This is a genomic window from Mesorhizobium sp. M1348 (assembly GCF_040317925.1).
Taxonomy (GTDB): domain Bacteria; phylum Pseudomonadota; class Alphaproteobacteria; order Rhizobiales; family Rhizobiaceae; genus Mesorhizobium.
In genome coordinates this window covers 321,229-342,224 of the sequence record NZ_JAMYLH010000006.1, presented here as the reverse complement: position 1 = coordinate 342,224, position 20,996 = coordinate 321,229, and the positions used below count along the sequence as shown (strand labels likewise).

Annotated in this window: 26 protein-coding genes, 1 tRNA gene and 1 pseudogene; 14 read left to right on the top strand and 14 right to left on the bottom strand. The window is 62.0% G+C overall.

Translation table 11 applies throughout. From position 1 onward, the window contains the following. A pseudogene (locus NKH13_RS14165) lies at positions 1–103 on the top strand (IS5/IS1182 family transposase); the annotation flags it as partial. A gap of 334 nt (positions 104–437) precedes the next feature. Here the strand turns inward: NKH13_RS14165 and NKH13_RS14160 are convergent. Together NKH13_RS14160 and NKH13_RS14155 are read right to left on the bottom strand one after the other, a co-directional pair. Beyond that, positions 438–513: transfer RNA gene (locus NKH13_RS14160), tRNA-Lys, on the bottom strand. A 105-nt stretch (positions 514–618) separates the two neighbouring features. Further along, entirely contained in the window at positions 619–1,524 is a 906-nt protein-coding gene (locus tag NKH13_RS14155) for a PhzF family phenazine biosynthesis protein (protein ID WP_352912833.1), read from the bottom strand. 111 nt (positions 1,525–1,635) lie between these two features. On the opposite strand from NKH13_RS14155, the gene NKH13_RS14150 reads away from it, so the two are divergent. The 4 genes from NKH13_RS14150 to NKH13_RS14135 all read left to right on the top strand — a co-directional run bounded on the left by NKH13_RS14150 (position 1,636) and on the right by NKH13_RS14135 (position 5,212). Continuing rightward, positions 1,636–2,928, top strand: coding sequence for an efflux RND transporter periplasmic adaptor subunit (locus NKH13_RS14150; RefSeq protein ID WP_352912832.1), 1,293 nt, complete (start codon positions 1,636–1,638; stop codon positions 2,926–2,928). Between the two features lie 2 nt (positions 2,929–2,930). After that, the gene (locus NKH13_RS14145; RefSeq protein ID WP_352912831.1) at positions 2,931–3,638 is read left to right on the top strand and encodes an ABC transporter ATP-binding protein; all 708 of its coding nucleotides are present in this window, start codon (positions 2,931–2,933) and stop codon (positions 3,636–3,638) included. Positions 3,639–3,640: 2 nt separating this feature from the next. After that, entirely contained in the window at positions 3,641–4,858 is a 1,218-nt protein-coding gene (locus NKH13_RS14140; protein ID WP_352718945.1) for an ABC transporter permease, read from the top strand. 114 nt (positions 4,859–4,972) lie between these two features. Further along, on the top strand, positions 4,973–5,212 hold the full coding sequence (locus NKH13_RS14135; RefSeq protein ID WP_352718946.1) for a hypothetical protein: 240 nt from the start codon (positions 4,973–4,975) through the stop codon (positions 5,210–5,212). On the opposite strand, the gene NKH13_RS14130 is transcribed toward NKH13_RS14135, so the two are convergent. Together NKH13_RS14130 and NKH13_RS14125 are read right to left on the bottom strand one after the other, a co-directional pair. Next, positions 5,187–5,933 carry a hypothetical protein gene (locus tag NKH13_RS14130; protein WP_352718947.1) on the bottom strand — a complete coding sequence of 249 codons (747 nt, stop codon included), beginning with the start codon at positions 5,931–5,933 and terminating at the stop codon, positions 5,187–5,189. The two genes, NKH13_RS14135 and NKH13_RS14130, sit on opposite strands and share 26 nt — an antisense overlap. Positions 5,934–5,940: 7 nt before the next feature. Next, positions 5,941–7,053, bottom strand: coding sequence for an endonuclease/exonuclease/phosphatase family protein (locus NKH13_RS14125; RefSeq protein WP_352718948.1), 1,113 nt, complete (start codon positions 7,051–7,053; stop codon positions 5,941–5,943). On the opposite strand from NKH13_RS14125, the gene NKH13_RS14120 reads away from it, so the two are divergent. The 3 genes from NKH13_RS14120 to NKH13_RS14110 all read left to right on the top strand — a co-directional run bounded on the left by NKH13_RS14120 (position 7,052) and on the right by NKH13_RS14110 (position 8,285). Further along, the gene (locus tag NKH13_RS14120; RefSeq protein WP_156937338.1) at positions 7,052–7,189 is read left to right on the top strand and encodes a hypothetical protein; all 138 of its coding nucleotides are present in this window, start codon (positions 7,052–7,054) and stop codon (positions 7,187–7,189) included. The two genes, NKH13_RS14125 and NKH13_RS14120, sit on opposite strands and share 2 nt — an antisense overlap. A gap of 51 nt (positions 7,190–7,240) precedes the next feature. Continuing rightward, on the top strand, positions 7,241–7,825 hold the full coding sequence (locus NKH13_RS14115) for a BA14K family protein (protein WP_352912830.1): 585 nt from the start codon (positions 7,241–7,243) through the stop codon (positions 7,823–7,825). Between the two features lie 175 nt (positions 7,826–8,000). Beyond that, positions 8,001–8,285 (top strand): PilZ domain-containing protein, encoded by a 285-nt coding sequence (locus NKH13_RS14110; RefSeq protein ID WP_352912843.1) that lies wholly within the window; start codon positions 8,001–8,003, stop codon positions 8,283–8,285. Between the two features lie 12 nt (positions 8,286–8,297). Here NKH13_RS14110 and NKH13_RS14105 read toward each other — a convergent pair whose 3' ends face one another. Together NKH13_RS14105 and NKH13_RS14100 are read right to left on the bottom strand one after the other, a co-directional pair. Then, positions 8,298–8,921, bottom strand: coding sequence for a hypothetical protein (locus NKH13_RS14105; RefSeq protein WP_352912829.1), 624 nt, complete (start codon positions 8,919–8,921; stop codon positions 8,298–8,300). Next, on the bottom strand, positions 8,914–9,435 hold the full coding sequence (locus tag NKH13_RS14100) for a hypothetical protein (RefSeq protein WP_352912828.1): 522 nt from the start codon (positions 9,433–9,435) through the stop codon (positions 8,914–8,916). Before NKH13_RS14100 ends, NKH13_RS14105 begins: the two co-directional genes overlap by 8 nt. A 51-nt stretch (positions 9,436–9,486) precedes the next feature. Between NKH13_RS14100 and NKH13_RS14095 the strand changes: the two genes are divergently transcribed. Continuing rightward, the gene (locus NKH13_RS14095) at positions 9,487–9,882 is read left to right on the top strand and encodes a hypothetical protein (protein WP_352912827.1); all 396 of its coding nucleotides are present in this window, start codon (positions 9,487–9,489) and stop codon (positions 9,880–9,882) included. Between the two features lie 52 nt (positions 9,883–9,934). Here the strand turns inward: NKH13_RS14095 and NKH13_RS14090 are convergent, their stop codons facing one another. The 3 genes from NKH13_RS14090 to NKH13_RS14080 form a co-directional block, all read right to left on the bottom strand. Beyond that, entirely contained in the window at positions 9,935–10,912 is a 978-nt protein-coding gene (locus tag NKH13_RS14090; protein WP_352912826.1) for a DUF3592 domain-containing protein, read from the bottom strand. A gap of 152 nt (positions 10,913–11,064) precedes the next feature. After that, entirely contained in the window at positions 11,065–12,084 is a 1,020-nt protein-coding gene (gene ilvC, locus NKH13_RS14085; RefSeq protein ID WP_352912825.1) for a ketol-acid reductoisomerase, read from the bottom strand. A 23-nt stretch (positions 12,085–12,107) separates the two neighbouring features. After that, positions 12,108–12,761, bottom strand: coding sequence for a TetR/AcrR family transcriptional regulator (locus NKH13_RS14080; RefSeq protein ID WP_352912824.1), 654 nt, complete (start codon positions 12,759–12,761; stop codon positions 12,108–12,110). Positions 12,762–12,917: 156 nt separating this feature from the next. On the opposite strand from NKH13_RS14080, the gene NKH13_RS14075 reads away from it, so the two are divergent. Next, the gene (locus NKH13_RS14075; RefSeq protein WP_352912823.1) at positions 12,918–13,346 is read left to right on the top strand and encodes an anthrone oxygenase family protein; all 429 of its coding nucleotides are present in this window, start codon (positions 12,918–12,920) and stop codon (positions 13,344–13,346) included. A 37-nt stretch (positions 13,347–13,383) separates the two neighbouring features. Here NKH13_RS14075 and NKH13_RS14070 read toward each other — a convergent pair whose 3' ends face one another. Next, positions 13,384–13,836: a MarR family winged helix-turn-helix transcriptional regulator gene (locus NKH13_RS14070; RefSeq protein WP_352718954.1), complete on the bottom strand. Its 453-nt coding sequence runs from the start codon at positions 13,834–13,836 to the stop codon at positions 13,384–13,386. Between the two features lie 100 nt (positions 13,837–13,936). Between NKH13_RS14070 and NKH13_RS14065 the strand changes: the two genes are divergently transcribed. Continuing rightward, on the top strand, positions 13,937–14,242 hold the full coding sequence (locus NKH13_RS14065) for a Rieske (2Fe-2S) protein (protein WP_352718955.1): 306 nt from the start codon (positions 13,937–13,939) through the stop codon (positions 14,240–14,242). A gap of 1 nt (position 14,243) precedes the next feature. Then, positions 14,244–14,969, top strand: coding sequence for a glutathione S-transferase family protein (locus NKH13_RS14060; protein ID WP_352912822.1), 726 nt, complete (start codon positions 14,244–14,246; stop codon positions 14,967–14,969). On the opposite strand, the gene NKH13_RS14055 is transcribed toward NKH13_RS14060, so the two are convergent. Further along, positions 14,917–16,152 carry an FAD-dependent oxidoreductase gene (locus NKH13_RS14055; protein ID WP_352912821.1) on the bottom strand — a complete coding sequence of 412 codons (1,236 nt, stop codon included), beginning with the start codon at positions 16,150–16,152 and terminating at the stop codon, positions 14,917–14,919. The genes NKH13_RS14060 and NKH13_RS14055 overlap by 53 nt on opposite strands. Positions 16,153–16,227: 75 nt before the next feature. Beyond that, positions 16,228–16,638: a winged helix-turn-helix transcriptional regulator gene (locus NKH13_RS14050; RefSeq protein ID WP_352912820.1), complete on the bottom strand. Its 411-nt coding sequence runs from the start codon at positions 16,636–16,638 to the stop codon at positions 16,228–16,230. Positions 16,639–16,774: 136 nt separating this feature from the next. On the opposite strand from NKH13_RS14050, the gene NKH13_RS14045 reads away from it, so the two are divergent. Then, positions 16,775–17,665, top strand: a complete 891-nt coding sequence (locus NKH13_RS14045) for an SDR family oxidoreductase (protein WP_352912819.1) — start codon at positions 16,775–16,777, stop codon at positions 17,663–17,665. A 43-nt stretch (positions 17,666–17,708) separates the two neighbouring features. Here NKH13_RS14045 and NKH13_RS14040 read toward each other — a convergent pair whose 3' ends face one another. Both NKH13_RS14040 and NKH13_RS14035 read right to left on the bottom strand, forming a co-directional pair. Then, complete coding sequence (locus tag NKH13_RS14040) at positions 17,709–19,628, bottom strand: potassium transporter Kup (RefSeq protein ID WP_352912818.1); 1,920 nt, start codon at positions 19,626–19,628, stop codon at positions 17,709–17,711. A 102-nt stretch (positions 19,629–19,730) separates the two neighbouring features. Beyond that, complete coding sequence (locus NKH13_RS14035) at positions 19,731–20,471, bottom strand: pyridoxine 5'-phosphate synthase (protein ID WP_352912817.1); 741 nt, start codon at positions 20,469–20,471, stop codon at positions 19,731–19,733. 115 nt (positions 20,472–20,586) lie between these two features. Here NKH13_RS14035 and NKH13_RS14030 point away from each other — a divergent pair, with 115 nt between their 5' ends. Next, a complete protein-coding gene (locus tag NKH13_RS14030) occupies positions 20,587–20,991 on the top strand; it encodes a SpoIIAA family protein (protein ID WP_352912816.1) in 405 nt (134 codons plus the stop codon). Positions 20,992–20,996: the final 5 nt, after the last annotated feature.

Below are 20,996 nucleotides of genomic sequence, written 5' to 3'. Positions count from 1 at the left end.
CCGTGTCGCTACACGGTACGACAAACTGGCAGCCAACTTCCTCGCCATGATCCAACTCGCCTCAATGCGACTGTGGCTTCGCGCTTATGAGTCTACGGCCTAGTCGGGATGAAACTAAAGCTTGGATATGGTGGGCCGATCCGGCTGAACTTTCACTTCCCTTACTACGCAGACGATGAACCTACATCCTTTGGACTGGGCGGTCTCTCGGGCGAGGCGCTATTCCATGCACTTCGACTGCCCAGGCATCCTGAACTCGAATGGATCGCTGGCAAAAGCAAAACAAACTTCGATAACGTGGACGGCGTGATAGCCATAACGCGAGCGATCCTCAGCTATCTGCGGCCAACTATCCAATAGCACTCGAATGAATGCAGCCACCGGACGGCCGCAAAACATCCCGCTGTACGGTCTTTCCACCAAATCCTGGAGATTTTTGGTGGGTGCGCACAGGATTGAACTGTGGACCCGCTGATTAAGAGTCAGCTGCTCTACCAACTGAGCTACGCACCCACCCGGCCGGAAAAACCGGCGTTGGCGGGCATATAGCCGCCGACATCCCCCATGTCCAGCCCTGCCGATTCATTTACCGACAAATCGCCCAAGTGCCGCACATGGTCAGATGAAAAGCCTGCCTTCCGCCACCTTGACCGCATGGCCGCCGATGCGGGCGGCCGTCAGTTTGCCACCTTCGACATTCAGTTCGAGGCGAATGCGCGAAGGCCGGCCCATCTCCAGCCCCTGCTCGATCCACAGTTGTGAAACGCCGTCGGTCGGGCCGTCGAAATGCATGATCGCGCCGGCGAACGCGGCCGCCGCTGAGCCGGTCGCCGGGTCTTCGTAGGACGGATTGCCGGGCACCATCATGCGGACATGGAAGGCACTGTCGTGGTGCACCGTCTCGCGGCAATAGACGTAGGGGCTGGCGAAGGCCCAGTCGCTTTTGCGTGGTGCGAGCTCCGACCAGGCCTGATTGTCCAGCCTGATCCGGGCAGCCGCCTCCAGATTGGCGACTGGGATGGTCACGTAAGGCACTCCAGCCGACCAGAACGAAACGCGGTGGTTCTCGAAGCCGATCTCGTGCGGCCCAAGGCCAAGGGCCGCGCCGATCGCCTCGGGATCGGCCGACAATTCCAGCTGCGCCGGCAGTTTCGCCAGGTCGAACTCGGCAAAGGTCGAACCATCGTGCTTGCTGACAGCGCAGCGCACCGGGCCGATATTCTCCTCGAGCACGAAGATGCCGGCGGCCTCTCCCGCCATTTCGGCGAGCGCTATCGCCGAGCCGACGGTTGGGTGGCCGGCGAAGGGCATTTCATAGTCGGGTGTGAAGATGCGGATGCGGGCCCGATGCTTGGGATTATCAGGCGGCAGCACGAAAACGGTTTCGGACAGGTTGAACTCGCGCGCCACCGCCTGCATCGCCGCAACGTCCAGCCCGTCACAGTCGAGCACCACGGCCAGCGGATTGCCGGCCAGCCGGTTGGTGGTGAATACGTCGTAAAGCAAGTAATTCCGTGGCTGCATCTCAGTAAGTCCTCTGCCTCATTCCCAACATGAGCGAAATTTAATTTGAATTTTGAACCATTAGGCCTGATTTGTGCACTGATGGGATATCACTGAACATAGGGGTCCGGCGTGGACCAGATTGTCAATCTGCCAAAGACGGAATCCGCTTCCGCCATCGAGACGGCGCTCGGGCTTGACCACCAGGGCCTGAAGACAAAACGCCGTCGCGGTTGGCTTTACGCAGTGTTCGCACTGCTTGCCGTCGCCGCGGCTTTTGTCGGCTACCAGTGGTATGCGGGCTCGCCCGCCAAGATCGAGTATACCACGACACTGGCCGCCATGGCCGACCTTACCGTCGCGGTTTCGGCTACCGGCACGCTGCAGCCCCTCACCCAGGTCGATATTTCCAGCGAACTCTCCGGCGTCGTCCGCTCGGTGTCGGTCAACGAGAATCAGCTGGTGAAGAAGGGCGATGTGCTGGCCGCGCTCGACACCGCCAAGCTGGAGGTGCAGATCGAGCGCGCCCAGGCCTCCGCCAAGGCAGCGGCGGCGAGTGTCGAGGACGCCACCGTGACCCTGGCCGAAAACGAAAAGGCGCTGGTGCGCGCGGCGCAACTGACCAAGCGCGGCATGGCGACGGACCAGTCGCTTGAAGCGGCAACCGCCACGCGCGACCGCTCGAAGGCGGCGCTCGATATCGCCAAAGCCAACCTCGCCATGGCCAATGCCGATCTTAAGGTGCAGCAGACGGATCTTGCCAAGAGCACCATCTACGCTCCGATCGATGGCATCATATTGACGCGCTCGGTCGATCCCGGCCAGACGGTCGCCTCCTCGCTGCAGGCGCCGGTGCTGTTCGTCATCGCCGCGGATCTGAAGAACATGGAGTTGAAGGCCGCGGTCGACGAGGCCGACATCGGCGCCGTCAAACCCGGCCAGCATGCGCGCTTCACCGTCGATGCTTTTCCTGAACGGCCGTTCGACGCTGAGATCCGGGACATTTCCTATGCCTCGGTCACCACCGACGGCGTCGTCACTTACGATGCAAGGCTGGATGTCGACAATAGCGAGCTTCTGTTACGGCCCGGCATGACTGCCACCGTCTCGGTCGTCACCAAGCAGGCCAAGAACGTGCTCACCGTACCGTCGATCGCCTTCCGCTACCGGCCGGCGCAGACGGCGGAGCGCGGCTGGAGCCTCACCGACCTGTTCACCGGCCGCATGGGACGCCCCGGCGGCAACCGCCAGCGCCAGGCGGCGACGAAGCCCACCGACGGCTCGCGCATGCTCTACGTGCTGGAGAATGGCCGGCCGCACCCGGTCAACGTCAGGGTCGGCTCGACAGACGGCGAACTGACCGAGATCGTCTCCGGCCTGGAGGAAGGCACGCAAGTCATTACGGCCTCGCAGCAGCGGAGCTGATCGTGGCATCGGGCGCGACCCTCATCGGCTTCGACAAGGTCTGGAAAAGCTATGGCCAGGGCGAAGCCCAGGTGCATGCGCTGGCTGGCGTCGACCTCGCCATCAGGCGCGGCGAATTCGTCGCCATCATGGGCCCGTCCGGTTCGGGCAAATCGACGGCCATGAACATCATTGGCTGCCTCGACACGCCGACCGCTGGGACTTACAGCTTCGAAGGCATCGACGCCGGCCGTCTCGACCGCAACCGCCGCGCTGTGCTGCGCAACCTCTATGTCGGCTTCGTCTTCCAGGGCTATAATCTCTTGCCGCGCACCACGGCCGCCGAGAATGTAGAACTGCCGCTGATCTATCGCGGCATCGGTGCCCGCGAGCGCCGCGGCCTTGCCATGCAGGCACTTGCCGAGGTCGGCCTTGTCGGCCGCGAGCATCATACGCCGGCCGAGCTGTCCGGCGGCCAGCAGCAGCGCGTGGCGATCGCCCGCGCCATCGTCACCAGGCCGACGCTGCTCGTTGCCGACGAGCCGACCGGCAATCTCGACACCGCCCGCACGCACGAGATCATGGAGCTCCTGACGCAGCTGAACAGCGAGCTCGGCCTGACCATCGCCATGGTCACGCACGAAGCCGATGTTGCCGGCTATGCGCAGCGCACGATCCGTTTCCTCGACGGCCATGTCGCCTCGGACACAGCCAATCTCGAGATGGCCTAGCCATGATCTGGGAAACCGTCCGCCTCTCGCTCCGCTCCATCCGCCGCAACGTGCTGCGCTCGTTCCTGACGCTGCTCGGCATCGTCATCGGCGTTGCTGCCGTCATCGCCATGCTGACCATCGGCTCGGGCACCACCGAAAAGGTCAAGTCCGATATTTCCAAGCTCGGCAGCAACCTGCTCGTCGTCCGTTCCGGCCGCCCTGCCGGGCCTGGCGGACCTGGAGGGCTCGACCAGGTGGTCCGGCCGCTCGGCGACAAGGATCTTGCAGCGCTTGTCGCGCATCTGGACGGCGCGCGCGCCATCTCGCCGGCCTCGCAAAAGCAGGTACGCGTCATTTTCGGCACCGAAAGCCTGACCTCGGGCGTCACCGGCACCGACAGCGCCTATCTCGATGCCCGCGACTGGAAGCTGGTCTCGGGCCGCCCGTTCAGCGATTCGGAAACCCGCTCGGGGACCGGCGTCTGCCTCATCGGCGAGACGGTGCGCCAGCAGTTCTTCGGCGCCGGGGACCCCGAAGGCGAGATCATCCGCGTCAACCGCACCTCCTGCAAGATCATCGGCCTGCTGGAACCGAAGGGCTATACCGGCTTCGGCCAGGACCAGGACAATGTCGTGCTGATGCCGCTCGCCGCCTATCAGCGTCGCATTGCCGGCAATCGCGATATCGAATCGATCTATGTCGCCGCCGACGACCGTACGCCAACCACGGTGCTGCAGACGCGCGTCGAGGACATCTTGCGCGACACGCGCCGCATCACGCCCGACCGTGACGATGATTTCTCGATCCGCGACATGACCCAGATCGCCGATGCCATGGCCAGCGCCACCACCACCATGACTGGCATGCTCGGTGCCGTCGCCGGCGTCAGCCTGCTCGTCGGCGGCATCGGCATTATGAACATCATGCTGGTGTCGGTAACCGAACGCACGCGCGAGATCGGCATCAGGCTCGCTATCGGCGCCCATGAAAAGCATATTCTCATCCAGTTCCTGGTCGAGGCAACCGTGCTGTCGCTGCTTGGCGGCATCATCGGCATCCTGATCGGCCTGGCCCTTGCCGGCCTCGCCTCGGTGACGCTGACGATCCCGTTTGCGCCAAGCCCGGCGGTCATCCTGCTTGCGGTCGGCTTCTCCGCGCTGATCGGCATGGTGTTCGGCTTCTTCCCGGCGCTGCGCGGCGCACGGCTCAACCCCATCGACGCGCTGAGGCATGAATAGAGCGTTGCAGCAAATGTCGCCTCGCGACGCTGCCACTTTTATGTGCAACCTGCCCTTGTCGCAGCACAATCTGCAATGATAACAATGCTGTTGGGGACTAAGGGGGAACAATGGATGAGCAAGAAAGGGCGACTGGCTCTGGCGATGGTGATCGTCGAATCCGCCTTGGCAGGGCTTTGGTGGAATTTGATCCGTTATGGAATGGATAATCCCGATCGCGTCACCGCTGACTTCCAGCAGGTAATTGGGCAGACGATGGGAACGGCGATGGGGGCGCTCCTGGGTCTCGGCGTGCTGCTGTATTTTGTCGCTGCCCGTAGCGACAAGGCTATTGAAGGCAGGTCGCGACGTTAGAGTCGGAATCCTTGCCCGCAAAGTGCCATTCGATCAGCGGTCTCATATGCGGCATCAACCCGTCCGGCAGGTCGGCTGCATTGCGGATGATGACGGGGCCTTCGATTTCAGGCTCTGACTCGGCCGCGACGAAAGCGCTGATCCGCTGTGCCAGGTCGTCGGCGGAGGCCGTCTCGCGGTAGCGGCGAAAGATCACCGTGCCGCTTGCCGTCGACAGGGCGTAGTGGCGCTTGCCGCGTGTCGCGCCTGACAGGTCGAGGCCGGTCTCCTCCCGCACCTCGCGGATCATGTTCAAGTCGACGTCGACAAGGCCGTCGCGGAAATCGGTTGGCTCGAACGAACCGGCGGCGAAGTAGATGCGCCCGGCATTGACCGTATGCGGCGCCATGCGGATCGCCACCAGCGCATTGTCGCCGGCGACCAGCATGGCATGGGCATAGGCGTGCTCGGCCCCGGCCACCTGTCGATTGCCGCGCCAAAGCATGAAGGTCGAATACCGCACCGCATGGCAGCGGCCAAGGAGGCGATTGTCGCGATAGCTGAGAGCGGAAAGCAGCACCACGGTGCCGTCGAAAAGCGCCGGCTTGGCTGCGGTCTCACGCCGCCAGTTTGCGGCGATCGCTTCGGCATTATCGCGCTCGAACGGATGCGGGCCGGGATCGAGCCTGACGTCGATGGCATCGACCGGCAGGATGACGTTGCGCGGCAGGTCGAAACTCACGCCTGTCTCACGCCATGTCGAGGGCAATTGCTACAGGGCAATGGTCGGATGCCTTCGGCCGGTCCCATCCGGCGCGTGGAAAGCGCTCGACCTCCTGACCCGCCGGAAAAATAGTCCGCCAAGGCTGGCCGTTGCGGATGATATCGGGAACGGCGGTGGCGTTCTGTCTGGCTAGCGCCCTCGACAGAAGGATGTAGTCGAGCTGGCAGAGATGCCGCTCTTCCGGTCCGCGCGTGTGATAGAAAGTCCAGCGATCCATTTCCGGCCGCCGCTCGACCGCGTTTTCGCAAAAGCCGCCGGCAGTGAGCACGTCGATGCAGGACCGGGTCTCGTCGATGACCTCGAAGCGATAGCCGTCGACGGCATCGCCGGTGATCTTCACGCGCTGCCGGTAGTCGTTCATGTCGCCGCAGATTGCCCAGCGCTTGTCGGCGGCATGGTCCTTGCCGAAACGCTCCTCGATGATCCGGCGCACCGCTTGCGCCTCGGCGATGCGCAGCGGCATTGTCGCCTCGCGGCCGTCGAGGCCGTTGCGGGGCGAGCCCATCGACTTGAAATGCACGAGATAGAGCGTCAACGGCGCGCCAGCCACGGTCAGATCGACTTCCAGGCAGTCGCGCCGGAAGATGCGTTCATTGGCCTGGTGACCAAGCGCTGCCAATTCCGCCGTGTGCAGTCCGAATTGCTCGAACGTGACATAGGCGTAGCTGGTCATGCGCACGAATTCGATCGGCTGGCCCTGCGCGGTCTCGTTGCGCATCATCAGGGCGACGTCGATGCCGCGCGAATCATTGCCGGCGGTGGTGTATTTCTGCCGGTAACCTTGCCCCACCATCTTGAACAGATAGCCATATTCGAAGGCCCTCAGCGCCTCGATGTTGTCGACCTCCTGCATGCAGATAATGTCGGCGCGGGTGGCCGCGATCGCCAGCGCCGTCAACTGCCGCGTGTCGTCGGATTGCGCGATCGCCCGCGCCTGCTCGAGCATCTTGTATTCGGCCTCGCTTTGGATGTCGAAAAGCGCCAGCGTGCGATCTTCGTTGAGCTGATTGCGGTATCCGGAATAATCAAACCTGTTCATCAGGTTTTCGACGTTGAAGGTGGCAAGGCGCAGCGACATGGCTTTGACCTTTGCCCGCAAGCGCGCCCGAAAACAAGGGCGCAGAAACCAAGCGGCTCTGATTGATCGCGCGCTCGCCATGGTTGACGGAACCTTTTTGTTCATCTTCCGTTCAGATGGAAAGTTCCATCAATAGGCCCTTCCCCGGGGTATTCTGGGCGTGGGGCCTGAACCTTCGGAGAGTGCGATGAAACCGCTCTTTTTATCTTCCGTCAGATCCGGGCTGATTTCCCTCGGTCTGATAGCCGGCCTCTCGGCCCCCTCGCTTGCCGGGCCGATGCCCAAACCCCTACTGCCGGTGGCGGGCAATGCCGCCGACATCGTGCAAATTCGTGAAGATTGGGCAGGCGGCAACGACAGGCAGATCTGGCGTTGGCGCAATCGCGGCTTTCGGCAATGGCACGGAGACAATGATTGGAGATGGCGGTCCCACAATTTCCGCGGCCGTCATTTTTCGAGACACTGGGACAATGGCGGCTGGGACGACAGCTGGCGCTGGCGCCACCATCGCCGCCATTACCGCGGCGGCTACTATGATGATAGTGCGGGCGCCGCGATTCTTGGCTTGGGCCTGGGGTTCGGCCTTGGCAGCCTGTACAACAGCTATAACTACTACGACGCGCCGCCACCGCGCCGCTATTATCGCGCAGGGCGGCTTTCCAGTGCACATGTCCAATGGTGTTACAATCGCTACCGGTCGTACCGCGCCTGGGACAACACCTTCCAGCCCTATTACGGGCCGCGCCAGCAATGCTACTCGCCCTATAGGTAAGCAGGCCGACAACAAGCATCATTCGGCGCCGTGCTTCGCGGCGCCTTTTTCTTCCAGCCAGGAATCGCGAAAATCGCCCAGTCTCACTACGGTGATAACGCTATTTTTATCAGGCAGGTCTAATAATCCTCCCGATCAGAACGCCCGAGACGCGAAGATGGCTGGATTGCGTGCAATGGCCGAGGACGAACAGAGGGACAAACGCCGGCAGCGCGTCTTGAAGGGCGCGACGATCCTGACCGGCATGACCAATTCCGAGGTCACATGCACGCTGCGCAACATGCATGCCGGCGGCGCCGAATTGAAGGTCTCGATCGACGCGCGCGTGCCCGATGAGTTCCTGCTCTATGTTCCGACCGACGGCATTGCCTACGAGGCCGTGGTCCGCTGGCGCCGCGAGGATCGCATCGGCGTGATGTTCACCGGCACTCAGCCAAAGCCAAGTTGGCATTTCGGCTGATATCTCCCGGCGCTATCCGGGCGGCAGGACTTGCAGTGTCTGCTCGTCAAACAAAGGCTCATCCTGGCCGACGCGAACGAATAGAAGCGTTCGCAGTTCGGGTGATTGCACCTCGAAATACTGAATGCCGTCCGGGGCTTCGCCCCATTCGCCGCAAGGCGGTTCGCCGACCTCGTCAGGGTTGGCAACGGCGTTCAACTCCTCATGATAGGCGGCGTCGGGACTAAAGACGTATCGCATGATGCCTACGGGCGTGACCCCTTCGGTGTAAGGCATGAGCACGCAACGTGTGCTGACGGCCTTCTCGGTCTTCTGCGTAAAAATGCGCTGCAACGCAGCGACGGCCGCTTCGCCCGGCAGCATATCGAAGACTTCGACGACGGGATCGGCCGGCCCGCCGTCGCTGTATTTGATGGCAAGCGCATTGCCGCCAAGCTCGAAATGAATCCGGCGAAAACCGAAATCGCAGCGCTGCACCCAGGCAGCCAGCCCGACATCCTTGTCCGCCAGCCGTTCCCAAGCGCATTTGTCGACAGTCGGACGCGACGGCTTGCTTTGGTCGGCACGAGCGCCGGTGGCCATGGCCATAAGGACCGGCAGGGCGAAGATGCAGGCCGGCAGCCTCTTGCTATTCATCGCTACAACCCGTCAAGCTAAAGGCGTCCCAGGCTGAACCGTCGGGATTGGCTTTGGCGAAATCGGGCCATTCGGTAAAAATCGCGCCAAAGTCAGGCAACAGCAACCCTGCCGGTGCCGGCGAGGCTTGGCGGGAGCTCAACTGCTCGGCACCGCCTGCGTTGAACGCATAGACCTGCCCGTCCCACACTCTGCACAGCCCGGTGCCGTCCTCGAGACCCGCCTCGCGATCGTCGTCGGTGCAGGTGTGCCGGATCGTGCCCACAGGAAACGAGTACTTGCCATTGGTCCAGGTGATGTCCGACGGCAGACGAATGTCGGTGTTGGGCACGATCAGCGAAAAGACCTCTGTCGTCAGCGCAGCCGGCTCGTTGTTGGTTGGCCGGAACTGTATCGTCGCTCCCGAACGCGGCTCGCGATAGGTCGCATGGCTGAGCGAACATTCTGTTGCGTTCGCTGCTTGCAACAGGCTCAGCATGCTCAGAAAAATAGCTGCTGCTTTGCGGATGATCATTTGAGTCCCTGGAGCAGCATCATTGTGAAGTTTAAGCATCGATGCTTTAGCATGGCCCAAGGCCACGTCGAAAAGAAAGAATCGATGATGCGAAATCTCTTGATGCTCACTTCGATTCTAGCATTTTCGTGCGGCCACGCCTTCGCCGCGGAACAGTATGTGGGCACATGGTCCGGGAACAGATCGAACTGTACCGCCGTTGCGGATGTTCAACGCCAGACTGTCTACACATTGTACCGCGACGCGCTGTCGGTCCCTGCTCTCGGCTGCGAACACGCAACGTTCCTCAAGACGCCCACGGGCTGGGTGGCGCGGGCCAGCCAATGCTACGGATCCAACCCGTCGGCCGAAGAGCCGTTCTCCCGTGTCATCCATATTGTTGTCGACGGTGCGACGGTGAGATTGACTTGGCCTGGCTTCGACAGCGGTGTTCTTGTCAGATGCTGAAGACAAGTGCCCTTCCTCTGGATCTACAGCGTCTCGGACGGCAGCTTCAGCACTAGATCACCCCGACAAGCAGCGCGGCTCCACCGAGGAAGCCAGCGGCGCAGACCCACAGGAACCAGAGCCCGCTCACCCTGCATTCGAGAACCGCTGCAGCGGGATTGGCGGGGTCGTAGTGGACCTCGACCTTGTCGCCCTCGAGGTAGCGCTGCGATTGACCGCTGACGAGGCTCGGCAGCGAAGCCGTCACGTTTGCGCCGAAAGCGATGCGATCGGCGGCGTAGCGCTGGCCGGCGACGCTATAGCTGTAGACGATGCGGGATTTGAAGACTGCGCGCCAGGGTCGATAGCCGCCTCCGGACCTGTCGCGGGTCTCAAATTTCTGCAGGCCTGAGGCATCGATTCGTCCTGCGGTGACGGGCCAATTGGCCGCCAGTTCCGCCAGGGATTTCTGGGCAAAGCCCATTCGCAGGACAAACAATCCCATGAAAAGCAACAGGGCCGCGGCGCTGAGGTTCTGCGGTTTGGGCAAATGCGGCCCGATCGCTTCCAGGACGCCGCCGACGGAAAAGACCAATACAAAGGCGCCAACCACCAGCCCGGCCGAAAGCTGGACCATGAACTTGAAGGAGCCGTCGGGCATGGTGCGTTCGATCACGGCCTTGGCTGGATCGGCCGGATTGTAGAAAACGGTTACGCCAGCCCCGTTTGGAAATCGCGCAAGGATTTCCGCTACGGCGAAGTTTCCAACGTTCTCCCGCACGCTGTAGTGCGAACTGCGAAATTTCTTGCCGTTCACCTTGTATTCGAAGGTGATCGCCGGGAAGTTGCGCATCTCGGTCGACCCTCTGCTGTCCGAACCGGATCCCGAACTGGTCACCTCGCGAGCCTCGACCCGCGACGAGACGATCTTTCCCGGCGTTGGAGACCAGCGGCTGACCGCCCTCACCTCCCTCCACTTCAGGAAGGTGACGAGGGAGAGCATGCCGGCAACCGCGCAGGCAAACCCGATCAACAGAAATTTGAGTTCCAACTCTCACCCCCTTGGCAATCTGTGCCATGCCCCGCACACGCATACCACGGTGGCGAGAATAGCGCGCCTGCTGAGAATTCCGTAAACAGCGCAACGCAAAAGGGCCGGCGGATTGCTCCATCGGCCCTTTTTCACGACGGTGAGATTCGTGATTAGTTCTTGGCCTTGTCGACCAGCTTATTCTTGGAAATCCAGGGCATCATCGCGCGCAGCTTGGCGCCGACTTCCTCGATCTGGTGACTATCGTTGTTGCGGCGGATGCCCTTGAAGCGTGACATGCCCGCACGATATTCCTGCATCCATTCCGAGGTGAACTTGCCGGTCTGGATGTCCTTCAGCACGCGCTTCATCTCGGCCTTGGTGTCGGCGGTGATGATGCGCGGGCCCGAGACGTATTCGCCCCATTCGGCGGTGTTCGAGATCGAATAGTTCATGTTGGCGATGCCGCCTTCATAGATCAGGTCGACGATCAGCTTGACCTCGTGCAGACACTCGAAATAGGCCATTTCCGGCGCGTAGCCGGCTTCCACCAGCGTCTCGAAGCCGGCGCGGATCAATTCGACCAGACCGCCGCACAGCACAACCTGCTCGCCGAACAGGTCGGTCTCGCACTCCTCGCGGAAATTGGTCTCGATAATGCCCGAGCGGCCGCCGCCGACGCCGCAGGCGTAGGAGAGCGCCAAATCGAGCGCATTGCCCGAAGCGTCCTGGTTGACCGCGACCAAGCACGGCACGCCGCCGCCCTTCTGGTATTCGCCGCGCACCGTATGGCCTGGCCCCTTCGGGGCGATCATGACGACGTCGACCGAGGCCTTCGGCTCGATCAGCCCAAAATGCACGTTGAGGCCGTGGGCGAAGGCGATTGCCGCGCCGTCGCGGATGTTCGGCGCGATCTCGGATTTGTAGATGTCGGCCTGCAGCTCATCCGGCGTAGCCATCATCATCAGGTCGGCCCACTTGGCAGCATCGGCCACGCTCATCACCTTGAGCCCGTCGGCCTCGACTTTTTGGGCGGTCGCCGAGCCGGCCTTGAGGCCAATGGCGATATCCTTGACGCCGGAATCCTTGAGGTTGAGCGCATGCGCCCTGCCCTGGCTGCCATAGCCGATGATGGCGACCTTCTTGCCCTTGATCAGGTTGAGATCGGCGTCGCGATCGTAATAGACACGCATTTTTCTTCCTTCCCGTTTTGAATTCAGAGGCCTTGCGGCCCGGTTTTTGCCCCGTAAAGAGCGAGAAACTGCTGCGTCGCCCGGACGGCATCGCCGCCGATCGCCGCATCAGTCAATTCCAGCCGGTCGCCAAGCAGAAGGCGGATCTGCACGTCGCGGGCAACCAGCCCGAAAAAGGTGCGGAATGCCGCCTCCGCGTCGGAAAATTCGAGAAGCCCGGCCTGCCTGCCGGCCTCCAGCACCGGCTTCAGGCGCCTGGCCAGCGCGAACCGGCCATTCTCCAGAACGATGGCGCCGAGATCGTCCTTGCCCGAACCAGCATGGCCAACAGCCACCCGGTTCAGCGCGATCGAGGTGTCGCTCGAAATCACCTTGAGCCAGTCCGAAGCGAAGCGCTCGAGGCTTACCGTCAGCGAGGCGAGATCGAGCCCCTTGCGGTCGACCGGCACTACCCGCACCTTGGACGCCTGCCATTGTACCGTTGCCGTCAATAGTCCGTCGCGATCGCCGAACCATTTGTAGAGCGTTTCCTTGGAACAGCTCGCCCGCCGCGCCACGGCGGTCATGGTCAACTGATCGCCCTCTTCGACCAGCAGGCGAAGGGCGGCGTCGAGCACGGCTTTCTGCCGCTCCGTCAGCATCTCGCTGGTGTCGATGTCGGTCACAGCGTGCAACACAGTCTTTCCTCAGGAGGCAAACTCACCCGCAGTTCAGACACGAACTCGATGGCGTACCGTACGTTACGGTTCGGCTTTATGACGTATTGCCCGGCCCGGCGCAAGCCCTTATTTCTGTAACGCCCTCCATGCAGGGCATCACGGGAGACACGGATCATGCTCGCCGGATTGCTTGCCTTGATCGTCGCCGCTGCATTCGCGGGTGCCGCTATCTACGTCAGCGTCGCCGAACAGCCGGCGCGGCTACGCCTCGAGGACAAAGCATTGCTGCAGGAATGGCAGCCTTCCTACAAGCGCGGCGCCGCCATGCAGGCCTCGATCGCCGTCATCGCCTGTATTCTGGGCCTCGTCGCGTGGTGGCAGACCGGCAATCTCGCTTATCTGGCCGGCGCAGTGCTGATCATCCTGCCTTGGCCATGGACGCTGCTGGTGATGATGCCGGCAAATCGGCTGCTGGAGGCAATGGACGCGAACACCGTCAATCCTGAAGCTCGGACATTGATCGTCAAATGGGGCAATCTGCATCTGGTCCGCGTCGGGCTTGGCGTTCTGGCGACGCTGGCGTTTCTCTGGGGCAGTGCCTGACCTCGCCGATCGGCGCCAGCTTCGGCACGAAGGCGTGTCACTCCACGACGGCCGGATGGCGCAGCCGCCCAAGCAGCGCTGACAGCGTGTCGAGATCATCATTGGAAAGCCGGGAGCCGACCAACTCCGCAATCGACCGGCCGTAGACGGCCCACATGCGGCGGCGCGTTTCGCGCCCGTTGCCGGTGATGCGGACTGTTTGTCCGCGGCCGTCATCGGCAACTGGAAGCTTCTCGACCAGCCCGTCGGCTTCGAGCCGCGCCAGGAGCCGGGAGATGTTGTATTGCGCAAACAGGGTACGCTCGGTGAGTTGGAACGGCCGCAATCCGCCCTCGCCTGCCTCGGCAAGCTCATGCAGGACGTCGTACCAGGCAAGCGACGGCAAGCCACTGTCCTTCAGCGCGTCCTCTGCTCTTTCCAACAGCTGGCGCGAGACCCGCATCAGGCGGGCCCAGGCCTTGATGGCTGGAGGTGAAGGAATCCCGGTCATGGTTGCAGCATAGGCGATAGATGCAATTGCATCAAGCTTGACGATCGATGCAAATGCATCTAGATAGATGCAATCGCATCAATCGTGAGAGGCAATTCCGATGAAGCATGAAATCTGCAAGATCGCCGACATTCCGGAAACAGGCAGCCTGATCGCTCCGTTTTTCGGCCGCGAGGTCCATGTCTACCGCAGCGGCGAACGTATCCGCGCCGCCGCCAATGTCTGCCTGCATTTCGGTGGCCCGCTCGACTGCAAGGACAGCAAGCTCGTCTGCCAATGGCACGGCGCCTCGTTCGACATGGCGAACGGTGATCGCCTCGAAGGCCCGGCGCCGAAGGGCTCCCGCCTGATGTTCCTCTCCACCCGCGTCGAGGACGGCGCCTTGAACTATGTCTGGGGAGAGTGAGATGACCGACAAGCTCACTCTCGTCAGCCACCATCTTTGTCCCTACGTGCAGCGCGCGGCGATTTCACTTCGCGAAAAGGGCGTGCCGTTCGAGCGCGTCACGGTCGATCTCGCCAACAAGCCTGCCTGGTTCAAGGCGATATCGCCGCTTGGCAAGGTGCCACTGCTTCGCGTTGAGCATGACGGCCAGGAAACGGTGATCTTCGAATCGCTCGTCATCCTCGAATTTCTCGAGGAAACCCAGACCAATCCGCTGCATCCGACCGGTGCCTACGCCCGCGCCCGGCATCGTGCCTGGATTGAGTTCGGCTCGGCAATCCTCAATGCCATCGGCCGCTTCTATTCAGCACTCACCGAAGCCGCCTTTCTCGCCGAAAGCGAGGCTCTGTCGGCAATGTTCGATCGCCTGGAAGTGGAACTGGCGAATGGCGCGGCTGGACCATGGTTCGACGGCGAGCGTTTTTCACTGGTCGACGCGGTCTACGGGCCGATCTTTCGCTATTTCGACGTCTTCGTCCGGATCGGCGATTTCGGCATCCTGGACGGAAAGCCGCATGTCCAGGCCTGGCGCGAGGTGTTGCACGAACGCCCATCCGTGAAGGGCGCGGTCGCTCCCGACTATGCGCAACGCCTCCATACGTTCTTGCAGGCGAAGGGTTCGCATCTTTCGGAAATCATGCGCCGAAACGATCCGGCCATAGCGCTTCCGCAAGCCCGATCGGCCTGAACGGATCAATCACCGTTCCTGTAACCATGGAAGCAAGAAACTGCGGCGCCGGCGGGATTTTCGCCAGCGTCGCCACCAGCCTATCGCGGACGAACGGCATCGCGGTTGAATCCGACTGATAGAACGGCGTCAGCACCAGCGACAGCGCCTGAAAGACCCGCACATGCCATCGCCGCGCCCGGACGTAGGCCTCCAGTGCAGTATCGATACGGACCGTTCCTATGAGCGCGTAGTTGAGCGCTGCTGTATCGAGCAGCGCCATGTTCCCGCCCTGCCCGAGCTGCGGGCTCGTCGAATGCGCCGCATCGCCGATAACAGCCAATCGCCGTCCGGCTAGCGTCTTCATCGTGTGATGGCCATAGCGCGCCAGCGAAAGCTGGTCGAAATTGTCGATCTGGTCGGTGAACGCCGCGCATTCGGGCCACAGCCCGACCAGTCTCGCCTTCCATGCCTCGAGGCCCGTTGCCCTTAACTGCTCGGCATCCGCCGGCTTCAGGCTCCAGAAGAATGCCGCCATCTTCCCGGCACCCGGTTCCGGCCGGCCGATCGGCAGCACGCCGATCATCACGCTCGCTCTGTCGTAGCGCTGCAGCAGCGCATGCTCGTCGAAACCCTTACGCCGGCCGAGCGAGGCCCAGAACGCGCCATAGGCGAGCGGTCGCGGTTCGCCCGGATTGTTCACGCACTGCCGCAATTTGGAGCGCGCACCGCTTGCATCCACTACCAGATCGAACGACCCTATCCTTCGTCCGTTGCCGCAGACCAATGTTGCCCGTTCGCCAATTTCCAGCGTCTCGAGCTCGATACCTGTCTCGATGGTGATCGCTTGGCGCCGGACGGCGCGCAAGAGCACGCCGAACAGAGCCGCGCGGTGCACCGCCAGCCCGAAACGGCCGCCGCGCTGGGCATCGTAGCGGACGTCGAGCACTGTGCGGCCGGTTCTGGTGTCTGCACCATGCAGGCGGTCGATGCGGCTGCCCAGTGCCAGAATGTCTTCGAGCAGGCCGAGATCGGCAAGCACCGTCAGCCCGGTCGGCTGCAGGATCAGCCCGGACCCGACCGGCTTTGGCTTCTGGAAGCGCTCGAAGACAGTAACTCGATGCCCGGCGCGCTTGAGATAGAGCGCGGCGGCAAGTCCAGCCGGACCGGCGCCGGCAATCGCGATATCCAGAGAATTGCCCATTTGCCCGACCCAATCCAGGCCGGACAATCCTTTAGCGCTGTCCCTAGATCAAGCCGCCGTGTTCGGCGTTGAGGCTCAGTCTTCGGCAGCGTCGAAGACAGTACGCGCTTCACGCACCGCGCCGTGGTTGAGCTCGGCCCATTGCATCAATTGATGCAAGGGTCCGAACATCGAGCGCCCGAGATCGGTGAGGCTGTACTCGACGCTCGGCGGCTTGGTCGGGAACACCTGGCGATGCACATAGCCGTCGCGCTGCAGATCGTGCAGCGTCTGGGTGAGCATGCGCTGTGAAATGTCGGGCACCAGCCGCCGCAATTCGCCGAAGCGGTACGGCTTCTCGGCCAAGGCCATCATCAGCAGCGAACTCCATTTGTTGCTGATGCCCTGGATCACATCGCGAATAGGGCAATCCGCAAGCTTTGCGCCACCGTTGCCTGCTTTGTAGATCTCGAGCTTCGATCTCAGATTGACGATCCTGCCGTCCATGGCTGGTTCCCTGGGTGTGCCTACCTCCCGCAAAACTGCCTTCTTTACGAGGGTCGGTCAATTCCTATTTTAGCGCTGGTCTCTTTTTGAGACTTACATATGCACCCGCCGCTTCGGCGCAACGTCAGGACATCTCATGACCGACACCCTTCTCGTCACCGGCGCCTCCGGCCAGCTTGGCCGCGGCGTCATCAATCATCTGCTTGACACGCTCAAGGTCCCGCCTCAGCGCATCATCGCCGCCACCCGCAATCCGGAAAATCTGGCCGATCTGGCAGCGCGCGGCGTCACCATCAGGGCGGCCGACTTCAACGACACCGCATCGCTGGCCAGTGCGTTTACCGGCGCTGACAGGGTTCTGATCATTTCGACGAACGAGCTCGCCCTTCCGGGCAAGCGCCTGAAGCAACATGAGACCGCGGTCGCCGCCGCAAAAAGCGCGGGCGTTTCGCATCTGCTCTACACATCGATGCCCAATCCGGAACCAGGATCGCCGGTGCTGTTTGCTCCTGACCACCACGGCACCGAGCAGGCAATCAAGGCGAGCGACATTCCCTACACCATCTTCCGCAATGGCTGGTATCAGGAGAACCTGTTCATGGCGCTGCCGCACGCCATCGCCTCGGGGCAGTGGTACACGTCCGCTGGAGATGGCCGCATTGCCCATGGCGCGCGCGACGATATGGCCGCGGCGATCGCCGCCGGCCTCGCGTCGGGAGCAACCGAAAGCACGACATACACGCTGACAGGCCCGCACGCCTATACGGTCGCCGAGATCGCGGGCCTCGTCGCCGAGGTTACCGGCAAGCCGATCGAAGTCGTCCAGCTTTCGGACCAAGCGCTGACCGAGGGATTGAAGGCAGCCGGCGTTCCCGAGGCTTTCGCCCCCATCGTCGTTTCCTTCGACACCAACACTCGCTCCGGTCGCATCAGCATGGTAACCGACGCGGTCGAGACGCTGTCCGGCAGGAAGCCGCAGCCGCTGAAGCAATTTCTTGAAGCAAACAAGGCGGCTCTGGTGAGCTGAGCCTGACAAATGGCCGTGCCCTTCGAAGGGCACGGCCGTTTGTCTAGATAGCCACCTGGGTTCCGATCTCAACGACGCGTCCGGTCGGGATCTGGAAATATTCCGTCGCATCGGCCGCCGAGCGCGCCAGCCCGATGAACAGCTTGTCCTGCCAGACCGGCATGCCGGAATTGGGCGATGCCTTGAGCGAGCGCCGCGACAGGAAGAAGGATGTCGTCATGATGTCGAACTTCCAACCCTGCTTGCGGCAGATCGCCAGCGCGCGCGGGATGTTGGGCTGCTCCATGTAGCCGAAGGTCAGCGTCACCCGCATGAACAGCTCGTTGACGGTCTCCATCTTGACGCGCTCGCTGTCGGGCACCACAGGCTGCGGTGCAGTCACCACCGAAAGGATGACGTTCTGCTCGTGCAGCACCTTGTAATGCTTCAGGCTGTGCATCAGCGCCGTCGGCGCGCTCAGCGGATCGCTGGTCAGGAACACCGCGGTGCCCGAAACCAGATGCGGCTTCTTCTTCAGCAGATTGCCGGCAAGGAAATCGAGCGGGATCTCGTTCCGGCGGGTTTTTTCGAAGAGGTACCTGGTGCCTCTTATCCAAGTCCACATGGTCATCACGATAACTGCGGCAATGGCAAGCGAGGCCCAGCCACCTTCAAACACCTTGACGATGTTGGCTGCAAAGAAGCCGGTGTCGACGAAGGCGAACACCGCCATCAAGGCGACCGCGATGCCGAGCGGCCATTTCCAGATGCGCGTCATGACAACAAAAAGCAGTATGTTCGTCACCAGCATGTTGCCGGTCACCGAAATACCGTAGGCCGAGGCCAGTCTGGTGGATTCGCCGAAGCCGACCACCAGCAACATCACCACCAGCGCCAGCAGCAGGTTGACGCGCGGCAGATAGATCTGGCCCGACTGTTTTTCCGACGTGTGCAGTATCACGAAACGCGGCAGCATGTTGAGCTGCACCGCCTGCCTGGTCAGCGAGAAAGCGCCGGAGATCACCGCCTGGCTGGCAATGACGGTCGCCGCCGTCGCCAGCACGACCATCGGAATAAGCGTCCAGCCCTGGTTCATCTCGAAGAATGGATGACCGACAACGCCGCCATTTGCCAGCACGAAGGCGCCTTGCCCGACATAGTTGAGCAACAGACAAGGGAACACTATTGCCAGCCAGGCGAGCACGATCGGCTTGCGGCCAAAATGGCCGAGGTCGGCATAGAGCGCCTCGGCGCCGGTGACGGCGAGGAAGACCGCACCAACCGTGACGAAGGCGACATCGGGCGAGTTGACCAGGAACGACACGATGTAATGTGGGCTGATTGCCAGCAGGATTTCCGGATCGGCGATGATGTGGTTAATGCCGGAAATGCCGATGGCCAGGAACCACAGCGCCGTAACCGGCCCGAACACCAATCCTACGCCGCCGGTGCCGAACCGCTGTACCGCAAACAGGATCGCCAGGATAACCAGTGTCAGCGGCACCACATAGGGCTGGAATGTCGGCGTGACGACATTCATGCCCTCGACCGCTGATAGCACCGAGATCGCCGGCGTAATGACTGCGTCGCCGAAAAAAAGCGCCGCGCCGACAATGCCGATGCCGAGGATCACCGCCGACCGTTTCGGGAAACTGCCGCGCGCCAGCGCCATCAGCGACAGCACCCCGCCCTCGCCTCGGTTGTCGGCACGGAGCACGAACATGATGTATTTGATGGTGACGGTGATCGTCAGCGACCAGATGATCAGCGACAGCACGCCGAGGATGTCGCCGCGGTCAGCGACATTGCCACCGGCCGATGCATGCAACGCCTCACGGAATGCATATATCGGGCTGGTGCCGATATCGCCATAAACCACGCCGAGCGCGCCCAGCATCAACACCTTGGTGCTGTGCTGCTCGACCTCAGAATGGCTCGATTGTTCGATGGGTTCTGCCTCGTTACCAGCATTGGTAAGGGCCATGGACTACACTCCGATAAGCGGGCGGTGCTCTACGCTTGCTGCGATGCAATATCAAGTGCCGTCACGTAATGGCTCCGTGTCGGCATTGCTAGTCGTCCGTCTCTACCAGCCACAAGCCTTCAGGAACCGCCTGACCGTTCCGGCCATGCCATACTCCAACGCATCGGCTGTCAACCCATGTCCGATCGACACTTCGGCCAATGCCGGGATGCGCCTTGCCAGTGCCGGCAAATTGCTCACCACAAGGTCGTGTCCGGCATTGACCTGGAGCCCTACAGCAAGTGCGGCATCCGCCGTTTTTCCCAATTTCTCCAGTTCCGTCGCCGCTTTTGCCGAATCGGAATGATAGCTGCCATATGGGCCCGTATAGAGTTCGATCCGGTCAGCGCCGGTGTCGCGAGCGGCTTTCACACCATCGGGATCCGGGTCGGAAAACAACGATACGCGAAAGCCTCCCTTCTTCAGGCGCTTGACGATCGGTGTCAGGAACGCAGCCTCTGCGGTGAAGTTCCAGCCATGGTCGGAAGTCGCCTGCGCCGGGTCGTCCGGCACCAACGTCACCTGCTCCGGCTGATGCATTTCCACAAGCACCAGGAAATCCTCGGTCGGATAGCCCTCGATGTTGAATTCCGCATTCGGGAACTCGTCGTCGATCAGCGCCCTGATCTCGGGCAGGTCGGAATGCCTGGTGTGCCGCTCGTCGGGTCGCGGGTGCACCGTCAGCCCATGCGCGCCGGCAGCAAGGGCGACGCGTCCAAGCCCGGTCACGCTCGGCCACGGCAGGTCACGCCGATTGCGCAGCATGGCGATGGCATTGAGGTTGACGGAAAGCTTTGCAGGCATTTGCACGGCTCCAGGCTGATCTTGGCGCGCATCTATATCGCCTTTAACGGGAACAGACAGAGGGTTTCAGGTGTTCCAAGGTGAACGAAGAAAATCGAGCGCAAGGAGTTCCCTGTTGAATTTTCTCGATGCCGTGCCGGCGGTCCGCCGCATCGACACCGATCGCGAAGATCTCTTCGCCATCGATGTCGTCGGCCATGTCGCGGCGGCTGACGCCGAAAACCTGTTCGGATTGCTGGAGGCGGCCTACGCGCTGCACCCGAAGATCGACGTGCTGGTGCGCCTAATCGACCATGAGAGTGTCGACTGGGCCGACATATCGGACGAGACGATCGAACAGGGCACAGCTCATGCCGTGGAGCATATCGGCCGCTGCGCGGCGGTCGGCGAGCCGAACTGGATTGCGGAGGCAAGAGCCTTTTTGCCCGCCTCTTTGCCTATCGAACTCCGGCATTTCGAGGCCAAGGACGAAGCCGCCGCCTGGGAATGGCTTGGCGCCAGACCGATCGCCCAGCGTTGATACGA

Coding starts and splice junctions, on each gene's coding strand:
- NKH13_RS14155 (WP_352912833.1), bottom strand. CDS start 1,524: ATGCAGCCACGGAATTACTTGCTTTACGACGTATTCACCACCAACCGG.
- NKH13_RS14140 (WP_352718945.1), top strand. CDS start 3,641: ATGATCTGGGAAACCGTCCGCCTCTCGCTCCGCTCCATCCGCCGCAAC.
- NKH13_RS14135 (WP_352718946.1), top strand. CDS start 4,973: ATGAGCAAGAAAGGGCGACTGGCTCTGGCGATGGTGATCGTCGAATCC.
- NKH13_RS14120 (WP_156937338.1), top strand. CDS start 7,052: ATGGCTTTGACCTTTGCCCGCAAGCGCGCCCGAAAACAAGGGCGCAGA.
- NKH13_RS14125 (WP_352718948.1), bottom strand. CDS start 7,053: ATGTCGCTGCGCCTTGCCACCTTCAACGTCGAAAACCTGATGAACAGG.
- NKH13_RS14115 (WP_352912830.1), top strand. CDS start 7,241: ATGAAACCGCTCTTTTTATCTTCCGTCAGATCCGGGCTGATTTCCCTC.
- NKH13_RS14110 (WP_352912843.1), top strand. CDS start 8,001: ATGGCCGAGGACGAACAGAGGGACAAACGCCGGCAGCGCGTCTTGAAG.
- NKH13_RS14105 (WP_352912829.1), bottom strand. CDS start 8,921: ATGAATAGCAAGAGGCTGCCGGCCTGCATCTTCGCCCTGCCGGTCCTT.
- NKH13_RS14100 (WP_352912828.1), bottom strand. CDS start 9,435: ATGATCATCCGCAAAGCAGCAGCTATTTTTCTGAGCATGCTGAGCCTG.
- NKH13_RS14095 (WP_352912827.1), top strand. CDS start 9,487: ATGGCCCAAGGCCACGTCGAAAAGAAAGAATCGATGATGCGAAATCTC.
- ilvC (WP_352912825.1), bottom strand. CDS start 12,084: ATGCGTGTCTATTACGATCGCGACGCCGATCTCAACCTGATCAAGGGC.
- NKH13_RS14075 (WP_352912823.1), top strand. CDS start 12,918: ATGCTCGCCGGATTGCTTGCCTTGATCGTCGCCGCTGCATTCGCGGGT.
- NKH13_RS14070 (WP_352718954.1), bottom strand. CDS start 13,836: ATGACCGGGATTCCTTCACCTCCAGCCATCAAGGCCTGGGCCCGCCTG.
- NKH13_RS14065 (WP_352718955.1), top strand. CDS start 13,937: ATGAAGCATGAAATCTGCAAGATCGCCGACATTCCGGAAACAGGCAGC.
- NKH13_RS14060 (WP_352912822.1), top strand. CDS start 14,244: ATGACCGACAAGCTCACTCTCGTCAGCCACCATCTTTGTCCCTACGTG.
- NKH13_RS14055 (WP_352912821.1), bottom strand. CDS start 16,152: ATGGGCAATTCTCTGGATATCGCGATTGCCGGCGCCGGTCCGGCTGGA.
- NKH13_RS14050 (WP_352912820.1), bottom strand. CDS start 16,638: ATGGACGGCAGGATCGTCAATCTGAGATCGAAGCTCGAGATCTACAAA.
- NKH13_RS14045 (WP_352912819.1), top strand. CDS start 16,775: ATGACCGACACCCTTCTCGTCACCGGCGCCTCCGGCCAGCTTGGCCGC.
- NKH13_RS14040 (WP_352912818.1), bottom strand. CDS start 19,628: ATGGCCCTTACCAATGCTGGTAACGAGGCAGAACCCATCGAACAATCG.
- NKH13_RS14035 (WP_352912817.1), bottom strand. CDS start 20,471: ATGCCTGCAAAGCTTTCCGTCAACCTCAATGCCATCGCCATGCTGCGC.